Annotated in this window: 25 protein-coding genes; 13 read left to right on the top strand and 12 right to left on the bottom strand. The window is 57.1% G+C overall.

Features of this window, described 5'->3' with window-relative positions:
- The first annotated feature begins 13 nt into the window (after positions 1 to 13).
- Positions 14 to 397 carry a DUF3461 family protein gene (locus tag I6L46_RS01380; RefSeq protein ID WP_005338583.1) on the top strand — a complete coding sequence of 128 codons (384 nt, stop codon included), beginning with the start codon at positions 14 to 16 and terminating at the stop codon, positions 395 to 397.
- Positions 398 to 668: 271 nt separating this feature from the next.
- Here the strand turns inward: I6L46_RS01380 and ptsG are convergent, their stop codons facing one another.
- From ptsG to I6L46_RS01350, 6 genes are all read right to left on the bottom strand, one after another.
- Positions 669 to 2099 carry a PTS glucose transporter subunit IIBC gene (ptsG, locus tag I6L46_RS01375; RefSeq protein WP_005338586.1) on the bottom strand — a complete coding sequence of 477 codons (1431 nt, stop codon included), beginning with the start codon at positions 2097 to 2099 and terminating at the stop codon, positions 669 to 671.
- A gap of 423 nt (positions 2100 to 2522) precedes the next feature.
- A complete protein-coding gene (locus I6L46_RS01370) occupies positions 2523 to 3494 on the bottom strand; it encodes a MalM family protein (RefSeq protein ID WP_216977195.1) in 972 nt (323 codons plus the stop codon).
- A gap of 91 nt (positions 3495 to 3585) precedes the next feature.
- Complete coding sequence (locus I6L46_RS01365; RefSeq protein WP_302054294.1) at positions 3586 to 4905, bottom strand: maltoporin; 1320 nt, start codon at positions 4903 to 4905, stop codon at positions 3586 to 3588.
- Positions 4906 to 5447: 542 nt separating this feature from the next.
- Positions 5448 to 5888, bottom strand: a complete 441-nt coding sequence (locus tag I6L46_RS01360) for a flavodoxin (protein ID WP_040068416.1) — start codon at positions 5886 to 5888, stop codon at positions 5448 to 5450.
- Between the two features lie 90 nt (positions 5889 to 5978).
- Positions 5979 to 6752, bottom strand: coding sequence for a tRNA pseudouridine(65) synthase TruC (gene truC / locus I6L46_RS01355; RefSeq protein ID WP_115521382.1), 774 nt, complete (start codon positions 6750 to 6752; stop codon positions 5979 to 5981).
- Entirely contained in the window at positions 6749 to 7084 is a 336-nt protein-coding gene (locus I6L46_RS01350) for a YqcC family protein (protein ID WP_005338596.1), read from the bottom strand. The genes truC and I6L46_RS01350 overlap by 4 nt, the downstream gene beginning before the upstream one ends.
- A 276-nt stretch (positions 7085 to 7360) precedes the next feature.
- Here I6L46_RS01350 and I6L46_RS01345 point away from each other — a divergent pair, with 276 nt between their 5' ends.
- From I6L46_RS01345 to I6L46_RS01325, 5 genes are all read left to right on the top strand, one after another.
- Positions 7361 to 8401 (top strand): DUF3549 family protein, encoded by a 1041-nt coding sequence (locus I6L46_RS01345; protein WP_040067970.1) that lies wholly within the window; start codon positions 7361 to 7363, stop codon positions 8399 to 8401.
- Positions 8402 to 8512: 111 nt separating this feature from the next.
- Positions 8513 to 8812 carry a DUF3301 domain-containing protein gene (locus tag I6L46_RS01340; RefSeq protein ID WP_151286734.1) on the top strand — a complete coding sequence of 100 codons (300 nt, stop codon included), beginning with the start codon at positions 8513 to 8515 and terminating at the stop codon, positions 8810 to 8812.
- Positions 8813 to 8886: 74 nt separating this feature from the next.
- Positions 8887 to 9123 carry a DUF2789 family protein gene (locus I6L46_RS01335; protein ID WP_005338602.1) on the top strand — a complete coding sequence of 79 codons (237 nt, stop codon included), beginning with the start codon at positions 8887 to 8889 and terminating at the stop codon, positions 9121 to 9123.
- A gap of 84 nt (positions 9124 to 9207) precedes the next feature.
- On the top strand, positions 9208 to 9504 hold the full coding sequence (locus I6L46_RS01330; RefSeq protein WP_216977193.1) for a hypothetical protein: 297 nt from the start codon (positions 9208 to 9210) through the stop codon (positions 9502 to 9504).
- Positions 9505 to 9507: 3 nt separating this feature from the next.
- Positions 9508 to 10293 carry a Zn-ribbon-containing protein gene (locus tag I6L46_RS01325; RefSeq protein WP_216977192.1) on the top strand — a complete coding sequence of 262 codons (786 nt, stop codon included), beginning with the start codon at positions 9508 to 9510 and terminating at the stop codon, positions 10291 to 10293.
- Positions 10294 to 10384: 91 nt separating this feature from the next.
- On the opposite strand, the gene syd is transcribed toward I6L46_RS01325, so the two are convergent.
- Complete coding sequence (gene syd, locus I6L46_RS01320; RefSeq protein ID WP_139732945.1) at positions 10385 to 10933, bottom strand: SecY-interacting protein; 549 nt, start codon at positions 10931 to 10933, stop codon at positions 10385 to 10387.
- Positions 10934 to 11137: 204 nt separating this feature from the next.
- On the opposite strand from syd, the gene queF reads away from it, so the two are divergent.
- The 7 genes from queF to I6L46_RS01285 all read left to right on the top strand — a co-directional run bounded on the left by queF (position 11138) and on the right by I6L46_RS01285 (position 20350).
- Positions 11138 to 11986: an NADPH-dependent 7-cyano-7-deazaguanine reductase QueF gene (gene queF / locus I6L46_RS01315; RefSeq protein WP_164537984.1), complete on the top strand. Its 849-nt coding sequence runs from the start codon at positions 11138 to 11140 to the stop codon at positions 11984 to 11986.
- A gap of 210 nt (positions 11987 to 12196) precedes the next feature.
- Entirely contained in the window at positions 12197 to 14479 is a 2283-nt protein-coding gene (locus I6L46_RS01310) for a hypothetical protein (protein WP_110303305.1), read from the top strand.
- Between the two features lie 83 nt (positions 14480 to 14562).
- Positions 14563 to 16167 carry a diguanylate cyclase gene (locus tag I6L46_RS01305; protein ID WP_216977191.1) on the top strand — a complete coding sequence of 535 codons (1605 nt, stop codon included), beginning with the start codon at positions 14563 to 14565 and terminating at the stop codon, positions 16165 to 16167.
- Between the two features lie 148 nt (positions 16168 to 16315).
- Complete coding sequence (gene ppnN / locus I6L46_RS01300; protein ID WP_216977190.1) at positions 16316 to 17671, top strand: nucleotide 5'-monophosphate nucleosidase PpnN; 1356 nt, start codon at positions 16316 to 16318, stop codon at positions 17669 to 17671.
- A gap of 135 nt (positions 17672 to 17806) precedes the next feature.
- Positions 17807 to 18607 (top strand): flap endonuclease Xni, encoded by an 801-nt coding sequence (xni, locus tag I6L46_RS01295; protein WP_216977189.1) that lies wholly within the window; start codon positions 17807 to 17809, stop codon positions 18605 to 18607.
- A gap of 159 nt (positions 18608 to 18766) precedes the next feature.
- On the top strand, positions 18767 to 19774 hold the full coding sequence (locus I6L46_RS01290; RefSeq protein ID WP_216977188.1) for an isocitrate dehydrogenase: 1008 nt from the start codon (positions 18767 to 18769) through the stop codon (positions 19772 to 19774).
- A 117-nt stretch (positions 19775 to 19891) separates the two neighbouring features.
- The gene (locus tag I6L46_RS01285) at positions 19892 to 20350 is read left to right on the top strand and encodes a hypothetical protein (RefSeq protein WP_216977187.1); all 459 of its coding nucleotides are present in this window, start codon (positions 19892 to 19894) and stop codon (positions 20348 to 20350) included.
- Between the two features lie 82 nt (positions 20351 to 20432).
- Here I6L46_RS01285 and rlmM read toward each other — a convergent pair whose 3' ends face one another.
- The 5 genes from rlmM to I6L46_RS01260 all read right to left on the bottom strand — a co-directional run bounded on the left by rlmM (position 20433) and on the right by I6L46_RS01260 (position 25926).
- Positions 20433 to 21527 carry a 23S rRNA (cytidine(2498)-2'-O)-methyltransferase RlmM gene (gene rlmM, locus I6L46_RS01280; RefSeq protein WP_216977186.1) on the bottom strand — a complete coding sequence of 365 codons (1095 nt, stop codon included), beginning with the start codon at positions 21525 to 21527 and terminating at the stop codon, positions 20433 to 20435.
- Positions 21520 to 21906, bottom strand: a complete 387-nt coding sequence (locus I6L46_RS01275; protein WP_216977185.1) for a DUF423 domain-containing protein — start codon at positions 21904 to 21906, stop codon at positions 21520 to 21522. Before I6L46_RS01275 ends, rlmM begins: the two co-directional genes overlap by 8 nt.
- Positions 21907 to 21957: 51 nt before the next feature.
- Positions 21958 to 22587: an alpha/beta family hydrolase gene (locus I6L46_RS01270; protein WP_216977184.1), complete on the bottom strand. Its 630-nt coding sequence runs from the start codon at positions 22585 to 22587 to the stop codon at positions 21958 to 21960.
- Positions 22580 to 23500, bottom strand: coding sequence for a transcriptional regulator GcvA (locus I6L46_RS01265; RefSeq protein WP_005338622.1), 921 nt, complete (start codon positions 23498 to 23500; stop codon positions 22580 to 22582). Before I6L46_RS01265 ends, I6L46_RS01270 begins: the two co-directional genes overlap by 8 nt.
- 284 nt (positions 23501 to 23784) lie before the next feature.
- Complete coding sequence (locus I6L46_RS01260) at positions 23785 to 25926, bottom strand: methyl-accepting chemotaxis protein (RefSeq protein ID WP_069529615.1); 2142 nt, start codon at positions 25924 to 25926, stop codon at positions 23785 to 23787.
- Positions 25927 to 25977 lie beyond the last annotated feature (51 nt).

The raw sequence follows: 25977 nt of genomic DNA, 5'->3' as shown, positions 1-25977 counted from the left end.
CCGAGGAAGCCTGATGTACGAGAATCTGAAGAGCCTGGGAATCCAGGATCCCGCCTCCGTCGACAGCTACACCCTGCGCCAGGAGGCCAACCACGACATCCTCAAGATCTACTTCAAGAAGCAGAAGGGCGAGTTCTTCGCCAAGAGTGTCAAATTCAAGTATCCCCGCCAGCGCAAGACTATGCTGGTCGATTCCGGTACCCATGAGTACAAGGATGTCACCGAGATCAACGCCAACCTCAAGTATGTGGTGGATGAGCTGGACAACCTGACCCAGGGCGTCCATCAGCAAGCCGACCCGGACATCAAGCAGAAGATCCTGCGCGACCTGCGCCATCTGGAAAAAGTGGTACAGAACAAGATCAGCGAGATTGAGCGGGATCTGGAGAAACTCTAACCCTCCCCCCTCTTGCTTAAAGAGCGCTCGATGTGGCGCTCTTTTTATTGGCTGACTTTATATGGGTTTATCTGGTGATGACGTGCGATAAGGCACCGCGAGGCACACCAGCAGTTGTGCCGACATAGGGCATCCCGCTATATGTCGCTCCTTGGGCAAAGAGACTCCTGCCGAGATCGATCTACAGCGACTCGCACGCTCCATAACCAGAAATAGCAAGAGGGAGGCTTTCGCCTCCCTCTTCAAACACGCTGATATTCAGACAACAGGATTAGTTGCTCTTCATCCAGATGTCCATGTCGGTTTTCAGGTTGTCGGACTTAGTACCGAAAATGGCTTGAACGCCGGAACCAGCCACTACCACACCGGCAGCACCCAGTTTCTTCAGACCAGCCTGGTCAACCTTGGCAACATCTTTCACACCAACACGCAGACGGGTGATGCAGGCATCCAGAGAAGCGATGTTCTCTTTACCACCGAAGGCGGCAACCAGAGCAGCAGACATCTCGTCTTTGCCTTGGCCAACGGCCTCTTCAGCAGTCTCGTCTTCACGACCCGGGGTTTTCAGGTTCATGGCACGGATAACGAAGCTGAATACCACGTAGTAGATGGCCGCGTAAACCAGACCCAGACCAACCAGCAGCAGCATGTTGTCGGCACGCGGTGATTGCACCACGAAGTCGATGAAGCCGTTGGAGAAGGTGTGACCGTGTACGATACCCAGAGAGTTGGTCAGCACATAAGCCAGACCAGCCAGTACCGCGTGGATGGCGTACAGAACCGGAGCGATGAACAGGAAGGAGAATTCAATCGGCTCGGTGATACCGGTCAGGAAAGAGGTCAGGGCTGCAGAGGCCATGATACCAACGATCTTGGCGCGGTTTTCCGGCTTGGCAGCGTGAGCAATGGCGAACGCAGCAGCAGGCAGACCGAACATTTTGAACAGGTAGCCACCAGCCAGCTGACCAAAGCCGTTACCGGCAGCGCGGGACGCGTCATCAGCAGTCAGGAAGCAGGTCATGATACCGTGAACAGTTTCACCGGCACCGTTGACACAGGTACCAGCCTGATAGAAGAACGGTACGTTCCAGATGTGGTGCAGACCGAACGGGATCAGGGAGCGCTCAACCACGCCGTAGATACCGAAGGCCAGTACCGGGTTCTGGTTGGCAGCCCAGTCAGAGAAGGCACCGATGGCGCCACCCACTGGCGGCCAAATCACGGACAGGATCACACCCAGACCGATGGAGAGGAAACCAGTGATGATGGGTACGGCACGTTTGCCCGCGAAGAAGCCCAGGTACTCTGGCAGCTGGATCTTGTAGAAGCGGTTGAACGCCCAGGCAGCGATACCACCGGCCAGGATACCACCCAGCACGCCGGTTTCGATGGTTTCAACACCCATCACAGGTGCCATGACCTTCAGGGTTGCGACCATGATGCCGTAGCCAACGATGGCTGACAGACCGGATACACCGTCGTTATTGGTAAAGCCCAGAGCAACACCCACTGCGAACAGCAGGGCCATCTGGCCAAATACAGAACCACCGGCTTGCTCCATCAATTGGGAGACAATTTCCGGCATCCAGCTGAAGTGGGCAGCACCCACCCCCAGCAGAATACCTGCGACTGGCAAGACTGATACTGGCAGCATCAGCGCCTTACCAACCTTTTGCAGATTAGAGAAAGCATTTTTGAACATTGTGTGCGCTCCTGAATGGATTGTCGTCCCTGAACGATCTATCTGGATGAAATAAGCACTGATTCATTCAGATATCTTCGAGTCGGGCTTGTTTATTTTGACCATCAGAATATAACCCAGCGGGTCATAAATTGCTGCTTTCGAAGGCGGGGGAATATTGAATTTGGAGGGAAGATCACAACTTGTTTAGCCGCTAAAAAACGCCTCTAATATGGGTTAATAATCCGCATTATCACTTTATTACAAAGACATATAAATAGCAGTTTCACTTTGTATTTTAATAATGCCGTTTACATCTAACGGAAACCAATTGTAACCAAACGTAACAACTTGATTTTTATTTATTACAGTCTACCGATTAAAAAGGCCTCCAACAAGGGAGGCCTCAATAAATATATCTGACCAGTAAATGGTCGTATTATTCTATTTTTGCGACCGCTTGACCGCATCAATAAACACGCTTTTTGCCTTGGTTGAACCAGCCCGCTCGGCCTCGTTCACCAGCTTCATCGCCTTGTCGATATCCCCCGCCTTGACTGCTTTTTCGATCTGGCTCTGATAGAAGGCTTCAGTTTCACTCAGCATGGCAGGAGCAGGTTTGGCTGCGACCACAGCTGTTGCAGTTGTGGTAACGGCTGCGGTAGTCGCTATCGCTGCAGCCTGCTGACCCTGGCTCATGGCCACCTTGTCGGCATATTCGGGTTTGAATACCGCTTCAAGACCACTTCCACGGGCCATATCTTTGACTTTGATCTGCACCAAACCCCAAGGAGAGTGCGGGATCACCGGATCCTTGATATCAGGCTCTACAGTTCCATTTGCTTTCGCGAAGGCCTTGGCTGGATGCAAAATAGTCGTACTGCCAGAGAGTTGGTCCGCAGGCGCATAGACGATCATGTATGTTTCGCTGGCCGGGTTGCCAGGCATGCTGCGGTCAACAAGAACACGTCCTTCGATACGGTCATTATCGAGCAAGTGAGCAGGCTGATAGCTGAATACTGACTCACCCAGGACTCGAGTCACCTTGAACTCGGCATCCAGCATAATGACCTTGGGCACCATCACCGTCTTGCTGACCTGAGATGCAATGCTAATGGCCAGATTGCCGGTGTTGGTTGGCAGGCGATAAGCCGCAAAGTAGCTCATACCATCATCAAACTGAAAAGTGGGCTTTGTGCTATCCAGAGCCAGTAAAGTCTCCCCCTCCGGCAATACCGCATAATTGAAATCACTGAAAGCAGTACAGCAGCTAGTTGTCTGGCCGAGCGCCAGCTTAGCCTGTTCAGCATTACTCAGGATAGACGCATGCTCCTGCACGGGTACAACCATGCTACCGGAACAACCAGACAACAGAGCAGTAATCACGGCTGTGATAGACATCTTTACCAGTTTCATTCTTCCTTATCTCCCTAACCCGATTACCATACTCGGCGAAACAAAACTGCCCCCATATGGGGGCAGTCACTAACTTAACTTAAACTTTTGCTTACCACCAAGCCTCAGCTTGAACACCAAAGTTCACTGTGTCTTTTGATGTATTGCTGTCAAAAGGAGTCTTAGCCATGTCATTTTTATCAAAACCGACATAAGAAGCAAAAACCCGGATTTCAGGACGAGCCCACCAGCTGGCACCAGCAGACCAAGTCTGGGCCAAGGTCAACTTATAACCAGAATCTTCCAACGAAGAACCATTGGTAGACTTGTTCATGTCCTTAAAGTAACCCCCCTCGAACACGGTCTTGTTAAAATCATCCCATTTGTACATCGGGCGCACAACGGCAGACATAGTTTCCCACTTGTCGTTGCCATTCCACATTTCGTTGCCTACACCATAGACCAACTGGTGACCCATCTCCCAAGAGTTGCCCATTGGGACAACACCATGGTTAATGATGCGGAAACCATCAGCACCATCTTTGGCTTCAGCGCCGTACCAAGAGCCATCACCCCAGAAAGCAAAGACTTTGGAATAGCCTTCAGTACCATACTGCACAACGGATTTGTTAAAACCACCCAGCACGCCAGCAGTAAGTTCAGCTGTCAACATTACGCCATCTTTGGCATTTTTATACTGCGCATTACTTGAGCTTTTCTGAGCGTCAGTTGGGTTAGCAATCGCATAGTCAACACCGACTTCCAAAGAGGCGTCTTGCCACATCGGAATACCAGCATAACGCAGGTCGAGGGTATTAACATTCAGCTCATCATTGTAGGTCCAGCCATCATCTGTACCACTACGGTCATTACGAATCCATGCAAAGGAGACTTTACCAGGACCAGCCTGAACACCTTCGATACCAGCACCAGCACCTGAGATATTCCAGTAATAGAAGTCCGAAAGATGGATATCATGACGCTGGTAGTAGCGCTTACCTGCCCACAAAGTGGCTTCGGGTGCAAAATTCAGCAAGCCTTTAGCTTGTACGTTGAACTGGCGAAGAGCGAAGGTTGCATCTTCTTTGTTGTCACACTTTTTCAGCACACCATTGGTGTCAGTACACTGAAAGCGAGATTCTGTAGACTCCCAATCGTTAGAGCCATTAGAAGTCATGGCAAACATGGAGTCGACATAGAAAGTCTTGCCATCCTTATTGAATACTTCCTGACCAAGCTGTACTTCACCGTAGGTATCATCTTCGTGACCCAAACGGCCAACTTTGGTCTTTTTAATAACTGTCTGCATGTCTCCATCTTTGGAAACACCGACGCCGGAACGGAAGTAACCGTGGAAATCTACGGCAAAGGCGGCTTGGGAAGCCAGGGCGGCAGTAACAGCTGCTGCAATCGGGAGCCACTTCATTTTCATTGTCATATTCCTTATTTCCCGCAGTGAGGAGTGTGATCCTGAATATTCAACTTCTTATCACCATGTAATCCTGTTGGTGATAACCGAGGTTGATTATAGGGAGCGTATTTCACGACAAATATGAAGCGACTCACAAAATGGCGACAAATCGCTCGGCAAACGATCGCTACAACACCTACCAGCAAAAAAAACGGCAAGAAGGCAATACCTAACCAATAAAATAGCAAAATAAGCAATCACACCAAACCTGAAAGCGTTACCAGTAATTAATTTGCGACTGAACTAAAGTCGTTATTTTACGATCGAATGACAAAAACATGACTGAGATCGCTTTCAAGATTGAACTTTTATTTGGATGACGGGTCTGCGGTACGCTTGAAACCATTACGCCGATGGAATGCCAAAAGGGGAAAATATCCCTCCGCCACTATCGACAATAAGAGTGGGAAATATGCTTGCTGAGTGAGATGACATTTGTGCAAATAACAATCCCCTGCCGGTTAAGGATCAGGGGATTGATATGGCTCTATTTCAGAGAATATTCAGGGCTGAATATCCCACTTTTTCAGCCAGCTGAGTGCCACCTGTTCGGGTTCATCGTGCACGGTGGCATCCAGCTCCAGCGGGGTAATCACTCGCGTGGCGCCCAGCTCTTGCAGCAATCCGTCCAGCCGACGGCCCGCACCACAAAAATGGTCATAGCTGCTGTCACCCATGGCAATCAAGGCATACCGCAGCCCCTTGAGCCAGGGCGCCTTGTCAGCCAGCTCGCTGGCAAAGGGCTGCAGATTGGGAGGAATGTCCCCCTGCCCTGTGGTAGCACTGACCAGCAATAAAAAACGGCCGGGGTCGATGTCCACCAGCCGTGCTTCTTCGTGCAGAGAACAGTGATGCCCCTTGCGTTCCAGCTCATCTGCCAAGGTCTCGGCCACCAGCATGGCTGCGCCGTAGACAGTTCCTACCACGATATCGATCTGCGCCATTCTCCTCTCCCTGCTTGAGTCACTCTTTTGAGCAACTCTATCAGCAAGGTGGCGTCAGATGCCACCGGTTCATGGCTGAGGATCAGGCGCTTAGTAGTCGCTCTCGCAGGCGGGCCAGCCCAGCTCGGCAAACAAGCGTAACACATCCTGACCGAGCGGCGCCTGGATCCGCATCGGCACCTTGAGCACCGGATGGGTAAAGCTCAGGGTGCGGGCCACCAGCAGCAGCCGCTCGCAGCCAAAGTGCTCACGAAAGAAACGGTTGTGGCGGCCATCCCCGTGGGTGGTATCCCCAACGATGGGGTGGAACAGGTGATCCATATGGCGGCGAAGCTGATGCTTGCGGCCGGTCTTCGGGAACAATCTGACCAGGCTGTAGCGACTGGTGGGGTGCTTCTTGGAGACCGCGTGGGGCAGCTCGACCTGATGCAGGCGACGGAAGGTGGTGACGGCATCCTGCGCCGGGCGATCCGGGTTGCTCATGGCATCGGCAATCTTGTCCAGCTGCTCCTTGAGAGGATAGTCGATCACCCCCTGCTCGGGCGCCCAGCCACGCACCAGTGCCAGATACTCCTTGTGTACCTGACGTTGGGTAAAGGCTTCGGTCAGTGCGCGGGCAATCACCGGATCGAGCGCAAACAGCAGAACACCGGAGGTGGGTCGGTCGAGGCGATGCACCGGATAGACATGGCGACCACCGATGAGATCCCGGGTCATCTGCATGGCAAAACGGGTCTCGCCCTTGTCGAGCCAACTGCGGTGCACCAGCAGACCGGACGGCTTGTTGACCGCCACCAGCCACTCATCCTGATAGAGCAGAGTCAGCTTCAAGTCACTCTCTTCTCGGGTTTGATCTGGCATCATTGTTCGATCACTTTGCCGGAAAGCAGCAGATCGAAGCGGGCGATCAGGCGCAGCAGCGCTTCTGCTTCGGCCAGATCTTCTTTGTAGACTTCGCTGGCCATGGGATAGAGGGAGACGCTGGTCGGCAGCGGGGCCTGCAACATCACCAGCTGCTCCATGCGCGGGATCAGCACGAACTGTAGCCACTGATCAAAGCTCAGGGTATCGACACAAAAAGGCAGGGTGCTTGCCAGGGCTTCGTCACCGGGATGGTCAGCTTGCCAGCGCTCGAGGCGCTGCAACTCGGCGGTGAGTTCCCCCAACAGGCCAGCTACCAGCAAATATTGATTCATCTCGCTCTCTTCCTCATAACCACAGATTGATCCGCTGACCCGACAGGGTCAGCCAGGATGCCGGTACATTCGGTCGCGCAGCACCGGCGATTAAGCCAGCTCGTCGACATACACGGCAGCCAGCGCGGCCTGCCGCCGTTAAAAAAGGGCGATACTATACACCTCCCCCCGCATGGCTGCCATGTTGATATCTGCCGCAACACGCGTCTGCTGCCACTGGCTATCCTCGGCAAGGGCCTTATAATCGGCCCGCATCACCATTAGCCGGATCTCACCATGTCTGCGACGCCTACTGCCATCAATACCTTGACCGAATTTCTGACTCAGGCTGGCACCCAGTTCCAGCTATTTGACATGGGCCGCCAGGTGCGCCCACTGGCAAGCGATACCTTTGTGCGCATCGAACAGCAGCAGGAGCCCTATCCCTGGCCGCTGCAACAGCACGCCTGGCTGGGTGTGCACTTCTTCCAACCGAGCGAGTCTCGCCACTACCTCTGGTTCCTCAAATTCGCCCTCGATGAGCGCGGCCTGCTGATGTCAAACGGCCCCAAGCTGTTCATGGATCAGGTGGTGGAGACCCTGGGCTACAAGCTCACCGGCGATCTGGACGAGGAAAAAGCCCAGCGCTTGGCCGACAATCCCTACACCTTCCGCCCGGCGGAGGCAAAAATGGCCAGTCTGCACGCCAAGCTGGCGCGCCAGCTGGAGCAGGCCCCTTCCGCCTATTACGATGCCCTCTGCCACTATCTGGCCGCCCCCAACGACACCGGTTGGCAAACGCTGGGGCTGCAGGGCTTTGCCGATCTGGCCGAGCGACTCCATGATGAGCGCAATCTGGCGCTGATCTGTAAGGCACTGCCCAAACTGCCGCAAGAGCCGCTCTACGCCCTCTGCCAGAGCCTTGAAAACGCCCCGCTGCCGCCAGCAGTACAAGGCGCCCTGCTTGAGCGGATCGGCAAGGAGCAGGAGTGCGCCGCCCCCAACCCTGAGACCCTGGCCTACCTCTGCCGCGCCATGGCCTCCTGCCCCGGCAGCACTTTGCGCACCAACAAGCTGCTGACCCTGCTGCAAACCCAGCCGAGCCCTGCGCTGCTGCTCGCCATCGCCGGCCGGCTCTGGCCCGATCTGAAAGATGCCAATCTGCTCAGCCACTATCTGGAACAACTGGCACTGCAACCGACCCAGTTCTTCAATCAGGTTTTTGCCGAGTTGGTCACTTTACCGGCCCTGCGCAATGATATGCTGGCCAGACTGCGTGACCCCGAGCGCAGCGATGCGCTGGGCAAGGCCATCGGCCGTCTGTTTGCCTCGGCCTGATCCCTCGCCTCCCCCTCACGCCACGAGGCAACACGGCGGGAAATAGAAAAGGAGATCGGGAGTGCCGAGCAGGACTCCCGATTATCGACATCACGATAAGGAAGCCCGCCTATGGGAGAGATGCTCGGAATTTTGTTGCTGATTGCGATTGCCGGCCTGTTCTGGCTGCAACGCCAACAGGCAGAAGTGGCCTGGCAATACATGCGCCGCTACTGCCAGCACCATGATCTGCAACTGCTGTCGCTGGCCCGCAACCGGCGGGAGCTGGCCCGCAATCCCCTGCGGCTGCTGACCCACTATCAGTTTGAATTCTCCAGCGATGGCGAGAGCCACTATCAGGGCACCCTCAAGATGCAGGGGCTGCACATCGTGGGCGTTGATCTGCCACCCCATCGCATCCCCTCAGCCTGATCTCCAATCTCGTCTCTGCGCCCGATGGCTGTGCCTGTCTATAATCTCAGGGATTAAACAAAGGGAGAGACGAGATGGAACCCCTTGTCCACGATCTGCCAGCCCTGTTTGCCCAGCTCGGGATGGCCAACGACGAGCTGAGCCTGCACCGCTTTGTGCACGACCATCACCTCGACAATGAGACCCTGCTGCCGGAGGCCGGTTTCTGGAACGCCGCCCAGGCCAGCTTTCTGCGCGATGCCCTGTGGAACGACTCCGACTGGTGCGAGGCAATCGACCAGCTCGATGTGATGTTGCGCCAGCCCCGCTAAGCCGCCCGCCCCTTTCCTCCCCTGCTGGCTTTGGTTAAGATCCCGCCCCGATATCGATCCCCCCTTCTCACCCAGAGCATGCTTATGTCCGCCCACGAGATCATCCGAATTGCCAACGAGCTGGCCACCAAGGGCCTGACACCCACCACCGCCATGATCAAGGCCCGCCTCACCCAGCCCGTGCCGATGGCCGAGCTACTGAAAGTGCTGAGCCAGTGGAAGCAGCAGCCCATCGCGACCGCCGAGAGCGAGATCCAGCAAGAGGCAGCCCCTCAGCCAGCACCGGCGCTCACCCTGCAGCAACTCGCCGATCAGCTCGCACGCATCGAACAGAAGGTAGATCGCCTGACCGACATGCTCCTCCAGCAGGGGCAAGGCTGAACCATGTATATCGTCGAACTCTGCTTTGAGTGTTACCGCGATACCTCCCTTGGCGACGCCGAGCGGGCCATCGTCAACTACCTCGACATGCTGCGTTATCAGGGCCAGATCCTCGGGCGGGAGTTCCCCACCAGCATGCACGACGGCTATTTCGTCAGTCGGGTGGTCTGCCCGGAGCAGGATAGCCTGCACCCCGACAACCAGAGCGAGCAGGTCAAACTGGCTGAGCAGCAGCTCAATCAGGCCGGGCTGCTGGCGCCCAAACTCCAGCTGCAGGGGGCGGATCTGCTCTCCGACAGCACAGATCCTTGCGGCACGCAGGGCGAGCGGCCGAGCTGGATGCTGCTCTACACCAGCTTCCTGCACACCTGCTCGCCGCTACGCTGTGGCGACCACTTCGCCCCCATTCCGCTCTACCAGCTGCCCGCGGTCGCCAACGGCGATCAGAAACAGATCATCAAGTGGCAGGAGGATTGGGAGGCGTGCGATCAGTTGCAGATGAACGGCTCCATCGCCGAACATGCGGCGCTGCACGAAATCGGCGAAGTGGGCAGCCGCCTCTACCGGCGCGGCAGCGATCTGGCCAAACGGCTGGAAGTGCTGAGCGGCATCCCCACCTACTACTACCTCTATCGGGTGGGCGGGCTGAGCGCTGCCGAGGAGAAGGCGCGCCCCTGCCCCAGCTGTGGCGGTGAGTGGGCGCTGGCAGAGCCGCTACACGAGATCTTCGACTTCAAGTGCGACAGCTGCCGTCTGGTCTCCAACCTCTCCTGGGATTTCAAGGATTAAGCGCGTTCCCTGTACGCGATGCCATAAAAAGAGCCTTGCCGCATGGCAAGGCTCTTTTCGTTCCGATGAGTAACCATGGCTCGAACAGATGCTATTGCGGCAACGTCTCCAGCCGTTCCAGAAACGCCGGCAAAGAGGGAGCCAGCGTCAGACGGCGGCCAGAATCGAGCCACTCCAGCCACACCTGACCACTCTCGTTATCGAGCGAGATGAGCGTCATCTCGTTGCGGGTGGTAGCAATAAAGATGGAGGGGGTTCGTTTTAGCTTGCGCAACATCAGCAGATGGCCGATGAGGTTCTCCCTGAGCAGGTCGAGATCCGCGTCGTTCCATGGCAAGATCAGTTCAAGGCGCAGCCCCTTGAAAAGGCAGGGGATGGGGCGACTGAACCAGTGCCCGAACAGGGCAATGGCGCTGGGATGAATTGTCAGCTCGAGGGCATCGGCCATGGCTGCAAAGTCGGCGGGCTCGGAGCGATGGTGAGGACGCCAGGCCACCCGACCATCGGCGGGCTCACCAAGCTGGCAGGGGGAACGCCAATCCGCCTCCCACTCGCACAGGGGCAGGCCTCGTCTGGCCTCGCCGTCCCGTTGCCAGCGGGCAAAAAAGTGCTCCAGGGCAGACAAAACTTGATCCGACATCGAAAATCCCCACAATTGCTGGCAAAGTCCGCTATTGCACCACCAAACTCGGTAACAGACAAGGTTGCCAGCCGACCTTGCGACCCGAGAAACAGAACCCGGGATACAGAGAGGCCGACGCCCAAGCCAAACGGCTGCAACCATCCGGCCCAGCAATGGCCTGTTTCATTCCACTCATCATGAGCACATTACGTGAGCAACCCTGTGAGCAAACAAGATAGATACGCCGGGGCCAGCGCCCTGACCGGCCTGAGCCTGGGCCAGCAATCCGATTACATCAGCCAGTACACCCCCTCCCTGCTGCAGCCGGTTCCCCGCAGCCTGAACCGGGATGATCTCCAGCTGGGCGATGATCTGCCCTTTAGCGGTTGCGATGTCTGGACCCTCTATGAGCTCTCCTGGCTCAATGCCAAGGGCAAGCCGATGGTGGCGGTGGGTGAAGTGGCCATTCCGGCCACCAGTGCGAACCTGATCGAATCCAAATCCTTCAAGCTCTACCTCAACTCCTTCAATCAGACCCGTTGCGACTCTATCGAGGCAGTCGCCGCCATGCTGACCAAGGATCTGAGTGCCTGTGCGGGCGAGACCGTCAAGGTGACCCTGTTCCCCCTCGACAAGGCGCCGCACCAGATTGCCCAGCTGCCCGGCGAGTGCATCGACGAGCAGGATATCGAGGTAGACAATTACGAGTTTGATGCGTCCCTACTGCAAGGGGCAGCCGGTAGCGAGCTGGTCGAGGAGACCCTGCACAGCCACCTGCTCAAATCCAACTGTCTGGTCACCAGCCAGCCCGACTGGGGCTCTGTGGTGATCCGCTACAAGGGGCCAAAACTCGATCGGGAGAAGCTGCTGCGCTATCTCATCTCGTTTCGCCAGCACAACGAGTTCCACGAGCAGTGCATCGAGCGGATCTTTATCGACCTCAAGCACTATTGCCAGCCTGAGCAGTTGACCGTCTATGCACGCTATACCCGCCGCGGCGGCCTCGACATCAACCCGTTCCGCTCCGATTTCGAAGCGGTGCCCGCCAACCTGCGTCTGATCCGCCAATAAAGTCGAGTTGCGACAGAGAGGGCAGTCGCACTGCCCTCCATGACGGGCGAAAAGGTTTCAATCGATGCTTTACACAGCAGGGATAAGGGTGCTGGATAATAAAATCCAGACGAAACCCACTTGCTGGCCACCAGCAAACCACAGTAAACGCTGGACTCGCAGGGGGGGGCTTGGATAACATGCCAACACCTCTGCGCCGTCCTTAATCCAATGAATCAACTGTTTTTTCTGGCCATGATGATGTCCTCCCTGTCAGCTCCGAATCTGGATCTGGACAAGGAGCAACTCTCTATCGATCTGCAACAAGCGCAATCGATGGTACTGACCGATCCTGCCAGATGCGTCCAGATCACCACCGCCTTCCTGACGCGCGCAGCCAATAATCCCCAGCAAATCATCAGCAATCGCCAGGAGTTCGGTTATCGCGAACCCATCCTGAGTTACAGCACGGCGGCCCAGACCATAGGCGCCCACCTGCTCAAAGGGGAGTGTCTGCTGCAACTGGGCCAATATCAGGCCACCCAGCAAGCGCTCGACAAGGCGATGGCGCTGGCAGACAAAGAGCGGCAACCGGAACTCAAGGCCCACGGCCTCTATCTCAAAATCCGCAGTCAGGCCCTCAAACCGGATAACCAGAGCACCAGCCGCGCCCTGATGGATCAACTGGACGAACAGTTGGCCGTCCCCACGCTCAAGCAGAGCCAGCTGCAGATTTATGGCCGCCTGCAACGCACCAGCTACGACATCGAGAACCAGCACTTCGATGATGCCAAGGCCCACTTGGCAGATGCGCGGATCTGGGCCGCCAAGACCCCCAATCCTCTCGCCAGTGCCTGGGTCAGCGCCATCAGCGGCGACCTCTATCGCGCGCTGCAGCAGCCGCAACTGGCGCTGGGGGAATATATCGATGCCCAGCAACAGGCCAAAAGCCTCAATGACCCGCTCTTTCTCGGCCTGCTGTCGAACCAGATAGTCAAACTCTACCAGCAGGAGCAGGAGCCCCAGAAAGCGCTGCAGTATGCCAATGAAGCGGCCAACTACTTCCACTCCATCGGCAACCCCTCCCTGCTATGTGACTCCCTGATGGTGCTGGCGCGACTCAACCGCGAGCAGGGCGACCTCAATATGGCGCTGGTCTACTTCTTCAATGCGCTGGATCTGCTCGATGAGGGGAGCAACCGACCGCAAGCCTCCCTGCTCAAATACGAAATCGGCAAAACCTACCTGCAAAGCGGCAACCTCTCGCTGGCCAGCAACTACCTCAATGCGGCCCGCCAGTCCCACGAGCTGAGCGATGCCAAAGAGCCGCTGATCGATACCCTGCTGCTGCTCGGCGAGCTCTATCTGAAGAAACAGGAGGCCGCCATCGCCATTCTGCAGTTGGAGAACGCCCGCGCGCTGGCCAATCAGCTCGGCGATACCCGCCGTCAGTACGAGGTATTCCGCCTGTTGTCGCTTGCCTACGAGCAGAAGGGGTATCTGCGTCAGGCTCTCGACAGCTACAAGCGCTTCCACCGTCTTGGCGAGGAGGTGCGCCAGCAGGAGCAAGCCATGGAGCAGGCGGCGATCCGCGACAACTATGTCCAGGTCGAGCGGGTGCAACATATCAAGGAGCTGGAGCAGCGGCTTAACAATAGCCAGCATCAGCAGGAGCGCTATCTCTGGTCGAGCATCACCACCAGCCTGCTGCTGGCGCTCTTTATCTACCTCTTCTTCACCCTCTGGCTCAAGCTGCGTACTGCCCGCCTGCAACTGAAACGGACCAATGAAGCCCTGCTGATCGAGCCACGCTCGGGGCTGGCCAACTGGCAGCGGCTGATGAACCGCTGGCCGCGGGAGATGGCAAAGCGCCAGCTGAAATCGGATCGCTGGTACCTCAGCGAACAACCCTCCAGCGAGTTCGATGACAAGCTGCACTATCTGCTGTTCCGTGTGCCTTTCCTGGTCAACACGCTGGAGCGCCACGGCTATCAGGCCAGCAGAGAAATCGAGCAGGCCTTCGGTGCCTATATGGACACCCTGACCCCGCAAGATGGCCGTATCTATGACTTGCGTGAAGGACACATGCTCTATGTGGTGCCACAGCGCCACGTCACCAACCTGCATCAACTGGCGGGAGACCTGCTGACCGCCATCGCCGCCTTCCCTTGCAACTATCCGCTGGATCGCCAGATCAGCCTCGGGATTGTCAGTCACCCCTTCCTGCCGAAAGCGGCGACCGCGCTCGATCACAATGGCCTGTTTGACCTCTGCTATCTCGCCCTGTCGGGAGCCATTCAGCTCAGTGAAAAATGCCAGCAAAACGCCTGGTTGGAGCTCGCGGCGATCGATTGCCAACAAGCGGCATTTTTTAATGGAGATGTGTGGCAATGCGGCCTGATGGCAATTGACAAGGGACTGGTAAAAGTCAATTCTTCTCATGAAAAGCAATGGGTTAATTGGCCCAGCCTTGCAAGGAAGCCGGCAGCCGATAACCACCAGGAAACAATGTAGATAACAGGCGAGGATCGAAACCAGGTTCGACCACTGTTGCTATCCAACACCAAAAACAATAATGACAACAGGGCGACCTGATAATGAATGACATCGCTGCCGTAGCAGGACAATTGGCAAGACTCAGGGAATCCCTTCAGCAGAAACAGCTGGAACTCGACGGCGTGCTGTCGTTTTCCGATGCAGAGCGTGCCCGTGGTATCCAGTTTATCAACAAGTTGATGCTCTCCTGCCGTGGCTTCGACCGCGAGCTGGACAATCGCTTCGCCAAGCTCAAGCAGAAACTGGATAACAATCCCGCATTCACCTCGCTGGATGCAGAGCTACTTGCCATCGAGAAGTTGCTGCAGCAGCACAGCAATGCGCTGGAAGAGTCGATCACCCTGACCCAGACCGCTATTGAACTTGGTTCCAAACAGCTGAAAAACATCAAGGGCTTCCCGGAAGAGACCCGCAAGTCCCTCAAGGAATTTCTGGCAAGTCCCGCCGGTTACGGCATTGCCGATCACCAAAAGAAGGTGATCAAGCTGCTGGAGTTCTACCAGCAGGCGATCAAGATCCAGCTGCTGCCAAGCCAGCCCCTGTTGACACCGTCAGGTGCAACTCAACAAGAAAGCGATATTGCCAGCAACGATGTAGACCCGTTTGATCTCAAGGATCACGCCCGTATCGCCGATGAGCTGCAGCGGCTTATCACCGAACTCGACTTTGCTGGCGCCATCGGCGAGAGCCTGAGCGACATCCGCCGCCAACTACTGATCGGGATCAACCCTGCCCTGCTGGCGGAAACCTGCCTGCAGGTGATCGAGCTCATCATCGAAGGCACCCGTGAGGAGCGTAAAGCCTCTCGCGCCTTCCTCAGCTCCCTCAACGAGAGCCTGTCCGCAGTACATGTCGGCTTTACCGAATCCCTCGATGAGGGGCGCGCGCTGCAAAACGAAACCCGCGAGACCCGCGAGGCACTGGTCAACGAGTTGCAGGCGATCGATCACTCCCTGGCCAGCCATAACTCCATCGATGCGCTCAAGCGCGCCATCTCCGGCCATATGGGCGCCATCAACCTGCTGCTGCAGGAGCGTGACAGCACGGCGGCGCGGGAGCGTCACCTGCTCACCCGCCTCTCCACCATGGAGTCCAAGCTGCGCTTGATGAAGGAGGAGACCGCCGAGTACAAGAAGCGGCTGACCATTCAAAAACACAAACTGTTCCTCGACAGCCTGACCCAGGTACACAACCGGGCCGCCCTCGATGAACGGCTGGAGCAGGAATACAAACGTTGGCTTCGTTACCGCACTCCGCTCTGCATGGCGATCATCGACATCGATCACTTCAAGAACATCAATGACAACTACGGCCATATGGCGGGTGACAAGGCACTGAAAGTGGTCGCCAAAGCGCTGCAGAGTGCACTGCGTGACACCGACTTCATCGCCCGGTTTGGTGGAGAAGAGTTCGTGGTGTTGCTGCCCAACATCAACCCGGACAAGTTCCAGAAGCCGCTGGAGACCCTGCGCCAGACCATCAAGAGCATCCCGTTCCGTTTTCGCGATGCCAAGGTGGAGATCACCATCTCCATCGGCGCAACCCTGTTCAAGGATGGGGACAACCCGTCAGATGTGTTTGAACGGGCGGACAAGGCGCTCTACCACTCCAAGCACACCGGTCGGGATCAAGTGACACTGGCCTGACAAGCGGCTAAAAAAACAGCGAACAGTCGTCGCCCTATTTCCCTCCACCCTCTGTTACCACTACTATCGATCTCAGGGGATGCAACATAGCGTCCCCTTTTCTCCCCAGGGAAAAACACAACGATAACAAGTGAGTAAAGGGGAACCTATGATTACGCACATCAATCCCGTCGGCAGCATGGATTTGCTGTCACAGCTTGAGGTGGATCGCCTCAAGCAGACTGCCTCCAGCGATATCTATCAACTGTTTCGCAACTGCTCGCTGGCAGTACTCAATTCCGGTAGCCATACCGACAGCTCCAAGGAGATCCTGGAGCGCTTCAAATCGTTCGATATTCATGTGATCCGGCGCGAGCGCGGGGTCAAGCTGGAACTGTTCAATGCCCCCGAGCACGCCTTTGTCGATGGCGAGATCATTCGCGGCATTCAGGAGCACCTCTTTTCGGTGCTGCGCGACATTCTCTATGTCTCCAATCAGCTCGAGTCCAACCGCCAGGTCAATCTGACCAACTCCACTCATATCTCCAACGTGGTGTTCGCCATTCTGCGCAACGCCAAGGTGATCCTGCCCGGCGCCGACCCCAACCTGATCGTCTGCTGGGGTGGCCACTCCATCAACGAGATCGAATACCAGTACACCCGCGCCGTGGGCAGCGAACTGGGCTTGCGTGAGCTGAACATCTGTACCGGTTGCGGTCCGGGCGCCATGGAGGGCCCGATGAAGGGGGCCGCCGTCGGCCATGCCAAACAGCGGGTGCGCAACGGGCGCTACATCGGCCTCACCGAACCCTCCATTATCGCGGCCGAACCACCCAACCCCATCGTCAACGAGCTGGTGATCCTGCCGGATATCGAGAAACGGCTGGAAGCCTTCGTACGCCTCGGCCACGGCATCATCATCTTCCCGGGCGGGGTCGGCACCGCCGAAGAGCTGCTCTATCTGCTCGGCATCATGATGCATCCGGCCAACGAGCGGCAGCCGATGCCCATCATCCTGACCGGCCCGAAAGAGAGTGCCGACTACTTCCGTGCCATCGACGACTTCATCAAGGCGACCCTCGGTGAATCGGCGACCAAACTCTACCGGATCATTGTCGGCGATGCACCGGAAGTGGCCCGGGTGATGAAGGAGGCGATGCCGAAAATCCGCGAATACCGCAAATCGGTCGGTGATGCCTACTCCTTCAACTGGTCCCTCAAGATTGAGCCGGAGTTCCAACTCCCCTTCGAGCCGGATCACGCCAGCATGGCCAGTCTGGATCTGCACCGCAACCAGCCGCCCCAGTTGCTGGCCGCCAACCTGCGTCGTGCCTTCTCCGGCATCGTCGCCGGCAACGTCAAGGAAGGGGGCATTCGCGCCATCGAGAAGAAGGGCCCCTTCAAGCTGCACGGCGACAAGGAGCTGATGCACCTGATGGACAAGCTGCTGGAAAGCTTCGTCAAGCAGCAACGGATGAAGCTGCCGGGCAGCCAGTATGTGCCCTGCTACGAAATCGTCCGCTAAGGTACAGATACATCATCGACAGAGGGGCGCATCGGCGCCCCTCTTTATTGGCTCAGTGCCTTCCCGACTGCCATCAATCCCCCATAAGGCGAGCGGTTTGTTACAATGGGGCGTCCCGACCGCCAAGAGTGCCCCATGTCAACTATCCGGCCACACCTGCTCATCATCGATGCCCTCAACCTCATTCGCCGTCTGCACGCGGTACAGGCCCAGCAGGCACTGACCCCTGCCCAGGCGCTGGTTGCCACCCGAGCCAACCTTATCAATACCTGCCGCAAGCTGCTGGCCAATAGCGAGCCGACCCATGTGATTGCCGTGTTTGATGGCGAGGTGCATAGCTGGCGCAAAGAGGTCTATCCGGCCTACAAGGAGGGGCGAACTCCCATGCCCCCCGAACTGCGTGAAGGGCTGGCGACCCTGCAGGATGCCTTTTGGGAGTGCGGGGTCGACGCCCTGCTCTCCGAGACCGATGAAGCGGATGATCTTATCGCCACCCTGGCCAGCGGCATCGCCAGCCATGGCCATCAAGCGACCATCATCTCCACCGACAAGGGGTTCTGCCAACTGATCTGCCCGCAGATCCGGGTGCGCGACTACTTCAACAAACGCTGGCTGGATGCCGCCTTCGTCCAGCAGCAATATGGGGTAGCACCTGCTCAGCTGGTCAACTTCTGGGCGCTGACCGGTATCAGCGGTTCCAATATCAAGGGGGTTCCGGGGATCGGCCCCAAGACCGCCACCCAACTGTTGCAGCAATACGGCAATCTGGCAGCCATGCTCGAAGCCTGTCAGCAAGAGGACGCCGCCAAGCCCCTGCTCAAGCTGCGCCAACATCAGGATGAGGCCCTGCTAGCCCAGCGGCTGGTGCACTTGCAGCGGGATATTCCGCTGGGATTCAACCTGCGGGACATCCGCTACCCGCCCCAGCCAGACTAAAGTGCCGAACAAAAATGCAGGCAAGGGCGTGAACCATGACGAGACTCACCCTCGCTGTTGATAAAAGTGAGTAGAATGTAAAGGAATGTGGTTGGTTTGCTGAGTAAATGCTATAAAGCAGCCCCATCCTCCCCTATACCCTGGAAGTGGAACCCTCTCATGTCCAAAAGAAAAATTACCGTGATTCCCGGCGACGGCATTGGCCCCAGCATCATTGAATCAGCCACCCAGATCCTGACCCATGCGGGCTGTGACTTTGAGTACGAATACGCTGATGCGGGTCTGGTTGCCCTCGAGAAGCATGGCGAGCTGCTGCCCCAGGCTACCCTGGATCTGATTGAGAAGAACAAGGTGAGCCTGAAAGGGCCATTGACCACCCCGGTCGGCGGCGGTTTTACCTCCATCAACGTCTCCCTGCGCAAGAAATTCAACCTCTACGCCAACGTGCGTCCGGTCATCTCCTTCAAGGGCACCAGAAGCCGTTACGACAACATCGACATCATCACAGTGCGTGAAAACACCGAAGGGATGTACTCGGGAGCAGGTCAGAAGCGCAGCGATGACAACAAGAGTGCCGAGGCGATGAGCATCATCACCCGCGAAGGGGCCGAGCGCATCGTCAAGTTCGCCTTCGAGCTGGCTCGTCAGGAAGGGCGCAAGAAGGTCACCATCATCCACAAGGCGAACATCCTCAAATCGACCTCCGGCCTGTTCCTCGAAGTGGCACGTGAAATCGCCAGCCACTATCCGGATATACAGAGCGAAGAGATGATCGTCGATGCCGCCTGCATGAACCTGGTGATGTACCCGGAGCGTTTCGATGTCATGGTCACCACCAACCTGTTCGGCGACATCCTCTCGGATCTTTGCGCCGGTCTGGTTGGCGGCCTTGGCATGGCGCCCGGCGCCAACATCGGCGATGGCGCGGCCATCTTCGAAGCGGTCCACGGCTCTGCCCCCGACATTGCAGGCAAGAACATTGCAAACCCCACCTCGGTGATCCTCGCCTCCATCCAGATGCTGGAGTACCTCGGCATGCAGGATAAAGCAGAGCGGATCCGCGAGGCGGTACGAGCTACCATCGAATCTGGTGATCGGGTCACCCGCGATCTGGGCGGCACGGCTTCCACCAGCGAATTCACCCAGGCCATCATCGATCGTCTGTGAGTTAATTCATTGATTTTAAAAGGGAGCTTCGGCTCCCTTTTTTATACTTCCGAATCCTTTGCCACTCCCCAAACAGCAACTATGTTCAATAGAGAAGAAGAACAGGGAGTGTTTTTCATGAAGGGATACGGGTGCTATCTGGTGTCGGGTCTGCTGCTGGTGTGTGGCACTGCCAGTGCTTTCGAGCAGGATCAACAGACCCAAACCGCCAAACTGCCACAGCAGGAAAAACGGACTGCCACCGAGGTATGGCGCTCGAGCCTGAATACCAACGACCTACTCAAGGCACCCAAACCCCTGTCGTTTGGTATTGAAGTCTCCACCGACAACTTTGGCAATCAAAAGATCACCTCCTACCCGCAGCTCAATCTGACCCCGGAAAAGAGCATCAGTCTGTCAATTGAACGCTTCAGACCCAAGGTCAAGTTCAAGGCGGGCGGAATGAACACCGCCCTCAGGCTGAGAGGAGACGGGATAAAGATGCAATTCAATCCGGTCGACAAAACCATCCCGCTGCAGATAGAGATCAAGGTGACCGACGACGAATCCTCCCTGCGCCTCGATTACCGTTTCTGATATTTTCCGGCAGCCGAATAGCAAAAGGCCGACAGGTTTCCCTGTCGGCCTTGGTATTTATCGTACGGGTAGAACTGCTACATCACACCTTGGGCTCGAGTTTGGAGACCCAGTACTTGTTGTAAACATGCACGGTGATCTCTTCTCGATCGTGATAGAGCTGCTTGGCCTGGATCACGAACGCGTTGTCGATCTCCTTGAGCATCTCGCGCAGCACTTCGATGTTGTGTACCGATTCCGCATAACGCTTCTTCATCGGCAACTTGAGGTTGAACATCGCCTCCTGGCAGTCACCCTCACGGAACCAGTCCGCAATCATGTGAACGACCCGCGCCGGTTTATCGACCATGTCGCACACCAGCCAGTAGGTGTTCTTCTTGCTCGGACGCCAGACGAAACCGTCATCCCGGATATGCTTGACCTGACCGGTATCCATCAGGGATTGGGCCATCATGCCGTTGTCGACCGCTGTCACCATCATGCCACGACGCACCAGCTGATAGGTCCAGCCACCCGGGCAGGCGCCCAGATCCACCGCCTTCATGCCTGAGCAGAGACGCACATCCCACTCTTCCCGCGGCACGAACACGTAAAACGCCTCCTCCAGCTTGAGGCTCGAGCGGCTCGGCGCATCGGCCGGGAAGCGCAGGCGCGGGATCCCCATGTGGAATCCGGAGTTGTTGAACGAATAGGAGTAGCCCAGCAACACGTGATCATTGGCCATGAAGAAGGCGTGGAACACCGGACGGTTTGGCGTCTCCTTCTTGGTCAGGATCTCGTTGCTGCGCAGCGCCTGACGCAGCGGCACGGTGAACTTGCGGCAGAAGGCCGACAGCTCTTTCGCTTCGTTGGTATCCGCGGTTTCGACACGCAGATCACCGCAAATGGTGTAGTCACTCACCGCCTCAAGGATGGGGGAGATCCTGTCCGCGACATCCAGCTCCTTCAGCTCATGGGTGACCACCAGCATCTGGCGGATGAAGATGAGCTCCCGGAATGGCAGCTTGCGAGCCAGCAGGTCCGCCTGCTCCTCGTCATACAGTTCGAAGATCACATAACCGCTGTCGTCCTTGACCCGGGCGAAACCGTAGCACTGCATGTTACCGGCACGCTCGGTGATCTCTGCAGCCGCCTCTTTCTCAAAACCGGGGCGGCAATAAAGCAGCAGATTATTCATTTTTTCCTCCAAGACGACAGCCAGCCCAGATCAGGGCCGCCCATCCCAACATAAAACAGAGGCCACCGGCCGGAGTAATCAACCCCAGCCCCTTGCTGCCAAGCAGCACCATGGCGTAAATACTGCCGGAGAATCCGATGATCCCCAGCACAAAAGCGGTGCCAGCCAGCTGGATCACCCTGCTACGCACACCACACCAGCCCAGAACCAGCAGGGCCAATGCGTGAAAAAACTGATATTGCACGGCGGTATTGAATGCCACCAGACGCTCGGGTGTAATGCCGGTCGCCGCCAATCCATGGGCGCCATAAGCCCCCAGCATGGTGGCCGTCAACCCGAAGAGACCGGCCAGTATCAGCCAATGTCGATGGATCTGCATCCTCACTCTCCCTCTCTCATCACGGCTGGCAATAAAACCAACCCTATCGTGCTATCCATGCCGGGCCACAAAATGGCTGATGGCCGCAGCTGCATGCTGCATATTCTCCTGCTCACTCACGCCACTGGCTTTTCGCGGTTTGAAACCATGATCACCATCGGTCAACCAATGGACCGATACGGCGGGTGAGAAGGGGAAATCGGCCAGTTCGGCGCGACTACCGAAGGTGTCGCGCTCCCCCTGCAACAGCAGGGTTGGCACTGCAATATGCTTGAGTACCTCGCCTCGCCAGCTGTCGGGCTTGGCCGGAGGGTGGAAAGGATACCCGAGAATGAGCAATCCTGCAGCATTCATCTCACCCTCGCCTTCGCTATACAGTTCCGCCACCATCCGCCCGCCCATCGACTTGCCTGCCAGAAACAGCCGTGGATGGGCAAACTCGCGGATCATGTCGCGCCAATGGGCGAGCAGCACAGGCGCCCTGTCAGGCGGGCGGCGCTTGCCATCCTGTGCACGCTTTGTCATGTAGGGAAAGTTGAAACGCACCACTTCGATGTCGGGGCCAGCCAGCAGGCGTGACAACTCGGCAAGAAAAACATGATCCATCCCCGCGCCTGCCCCGTGGGCCAGCAAAATGCGAACGGGGGCATCAACTGCCCCCTCGCGGATCACCTCATGCATCGGCGAGCCTTGCCCTGCGACGCGCCTCTTCCTGCTCCACCAGCTCCAGCATCCAGTCGCGGAAGGCAACGATCTTGCCCTGATCCGACTGTTGCTCCTGACACACCAGATAGAAAGCATTTTTGCTCACCAGCACCTGCTCGAATGGGCAGATAAGGCGGCCGGCCTCAATCTCGGGTTGTGCCAGCACGCTGTGGCCAAGCGCCACCCCCTGGCCGTGGATCGCAGCTTGGATCACCATGGTGGAGTGGCTGAAGATGGGTCCCTGATTGACGTTGGGTGCATCGATATCGAGCTGGCGGAACCAGGCCTTCCAGTCGCGGCGGGAGGTATCGTGCAGCAGGGTATGAAGAGTCAAATCTTGCGGCGTACGCAGCGGTTTGGGCCCGGTCAGCAGCAAGGGGGAACAGACGGGGATCAGGTATTCGGTATGCAGCTTGTCCGAGCGCAGACCCGGCCAGTTGCCGCGGCCGTAGTAGATGGCCACATCCACATCGTCGGTGAGCGACCCTTCGTCGAGATCAACCGCCTTGATCCGCACGTCGATATCGGGGTGGCGCTCGCTGAACTTGACCAACCGCGGCACCAGCCACTGGATGGCGAAACTCGGCTGCAAACTGACAGTCAACGCCCCCTTGGCACTGCGGGCCAGCAGCTTGTCGGTCGCCTCTGAGATAGAGGCAAAGATGTCCTTGATATCCAGGAAATAACCCTGCCCCTCTTCGGTCAGCAACAAGGAGCGATTTTTGCGGCGGAACAACTTGATGCCAAGATACTCCTCCAGCGCCTTGATCTGGTGACTGATGGCAGCCTGAGTCACAAACAACTCTTCTGCTGCGCGGGTAAAGCTTAAGTGACGAGCCGCTGCTTCAAAGGCCTTGAGGGCATTGAGCGGGGGTAAACGACGAGACATGACACCAGCCGACGATGAGTTTTTCTAATGGGGCGCATTATAATTTGTCGGTTGCGGGTCGACCAGTGAATAAACATAATTCGCCCAGCAATCAGTCGTCATATGGCTCACATTTTCTACTACGTGTTGGTTTACATGTGTTTTTAGTGAGTCTTTCGACTGCGATTGTGGTGTTGTGTTTCTTCCTCTGCGGGAAGAGGGGCTCAAATCTCACCGGTTTGACCCAGTCTGTCATCTGAATGTGTTTGGCGCCTCCAGCTGGATGGCGCCTTTTTTCATCCCTTCTATACCTTGAACTGCCCCACCAGCTGCTGCTGCTTGTCCGCCAGCGCAGAGAGCTCGCGACCATTTTCGGCGGAGGTCGCCGCCTCGGCCCGAATGGTGTGGCTCACATCGCGAATGTTGCTGACGTTGCGGTTGATCTCGTCCGCCACCCGGCTCTGCTCCTGCGCCGCCCGGGCAATCTGCTCGTTCATCTGATGGATGGTGGAGACCGACTGGATAATCTGCTCCAGCACCTGCACCGAGAGATCCACCTTGGCGAGGGTCTCGTCAGCCTGACCATGACCATCGCGGATCGCCTTGACCACGGCGCCGGTACCGGATTGCAGTTGGCTGATCAGGGTCTGGATCTCGACGATGGCATTCTGGGTGCGACCCGCCAGATTGCGCACCTCATCGGCCACCACGGCAAAGCCACGGCCCTGCTCACCGGCCCGCGCCGCTTCAATAGCTGCATTCAGCGCCAGCAAGTTGGTCTGCTCGGCAATTCCCTGGATCACGGTGAGAATATCGTTGATGTTGTCGCTGTTGGCGGAGAGTCGCTCCACCACCGGCTGGGCATCGTTGATGATGGTCATCAGCTTGCGCATCGCCTCCTGGGTGTCGGCAACGACATATTTGCCCTCTTGCGCCGCGGCATCAGTGGTGTTGGCAGCCGCCACCGCCGAGCCGGCATTACCGGAGACCTGCAACGCCGTGGCGCTCAGCTCCTCAAATGCCGTCGCCACCAGATCGATCTCCTGATACTGGGCCTGCATGCCACTGCTGGTGCGCTCGGCCACTTGCGCGGCTCGCTCGGCACTGTTGCGCGTACCGGAGACGGTATCAATCACCTGACTGATGGTGGATTGCAACTTGTTGAGGAAGCTGTTGAACCACTTGGCCAGCTCGCCGATCTCGTCTTGCCGCTGGATCTCGATACGCTGGGTCAAATCCCCCTCACCACTGGCGATATCCTTGAGGCGGGCAACTACAGCGCGGATGGGTGCCACAATCTGGCGCGCCATCAACCAGATAAAACTCAGGGCAACCAGCGAGATCAGCACCCCGATTGACAGCTGCGAGACCACGCTGCGATTGGCTTCACTGGCCAGCTCATCTTGCAGTTGCTGGGCCGAAGCCAGTACTACGGCCCGTGGCAATTCAATGTAGATGCCCCATTTACGGTCGGTGCCACGCATGGATACCGGGACAAAGGTCTGCAACAAGGCGCCGTCGCTGCTCCAGCGAGTCAGCTCCTGCCCCTGACTGAGCCAGCCTTTCAGCTCGCTGGCCAGCCCCTGATACTTCTGATCCAGTCCACGCCCCATGGTCACATCGAACTCATCGGCTCCCGCCACGCGCCCCTCGTGACTGACCAGCAAGATTCTGCCCTTGCCGTCATAGAGTTCCTTGTCCATGGTACTGACCAGACTCTGCAAAGTGGCCAGCGAGATATCGACCCCGACCATCCCCAGCAAAGTCTCCTGCTCCAGTAGCGGGACCGTCACCGAGGTCATCAATATCTGTTTATCGCCCACATCGTCCAGATAGGGCTCCAGCAGGCAGAGGGCACGGGTGCGAATGCTGCAGCGATACCACTCGTTTTCGATGCCACCAGCCTCGGTCGGGCTCTCATCGGCCAGTACATCCTCATTCTGCACTTCCGGCTCTATCTTGCCGTTGTCATAGGCCCAGTAACTGGAAAAACGCCCCTTGTCGTTGGAACCGAGCGCCGTTGAGCCCTGATAGTTGCTGTCTTCCCCATCCAGCTGATCAGGCTCGAACACCGCATAGACACCAAGCAGATTGGTCGATGAGGCAACGGCATCGTGCAGTTGCTGATTGACGGCGCTGCGCAGCGCCTCCGAATGGACAAAGTTCTCGGCCGCATTCTTGCGCTGGAACAACACGCTCTCCGCCAGCAAACTGGCGCGGAAATAGGCTTCATCGAGATAGCTGGTCACCTTGGCCGCCTGCTCCGAGCCCATCGCCTTCATCCAGTTCTCGGCAGACTGCTGCGCCTCGTGCATGGTGGCTTGCCGCACCTGCTGTTGCATCTTGTTCGCGTTGTAAATCGAAGAGGCAACCAGAGCGGCGGCTGTCACCAACAGACAGCAACCGGCGATCAGGGTAATCCGACCCTGGACAGAAAGAGCGCTCATGCCAATATTCCTACGTCATACAGATATGGATAGATTATCGACTTTATAAAC

Source organism: Aeromonas sp. FDAARGOS 1416 (assembly GCF_019048085.1).
GTDB lineage: Bacteria > Pseudomonadota > Gammaproteobacteria > Enterobacterales > Aeromonadaceae > Aeromonas > Aeromonas veronii.
This window is presented reverse-complemented; position numbering and strand designations above follow the sequence as displayed.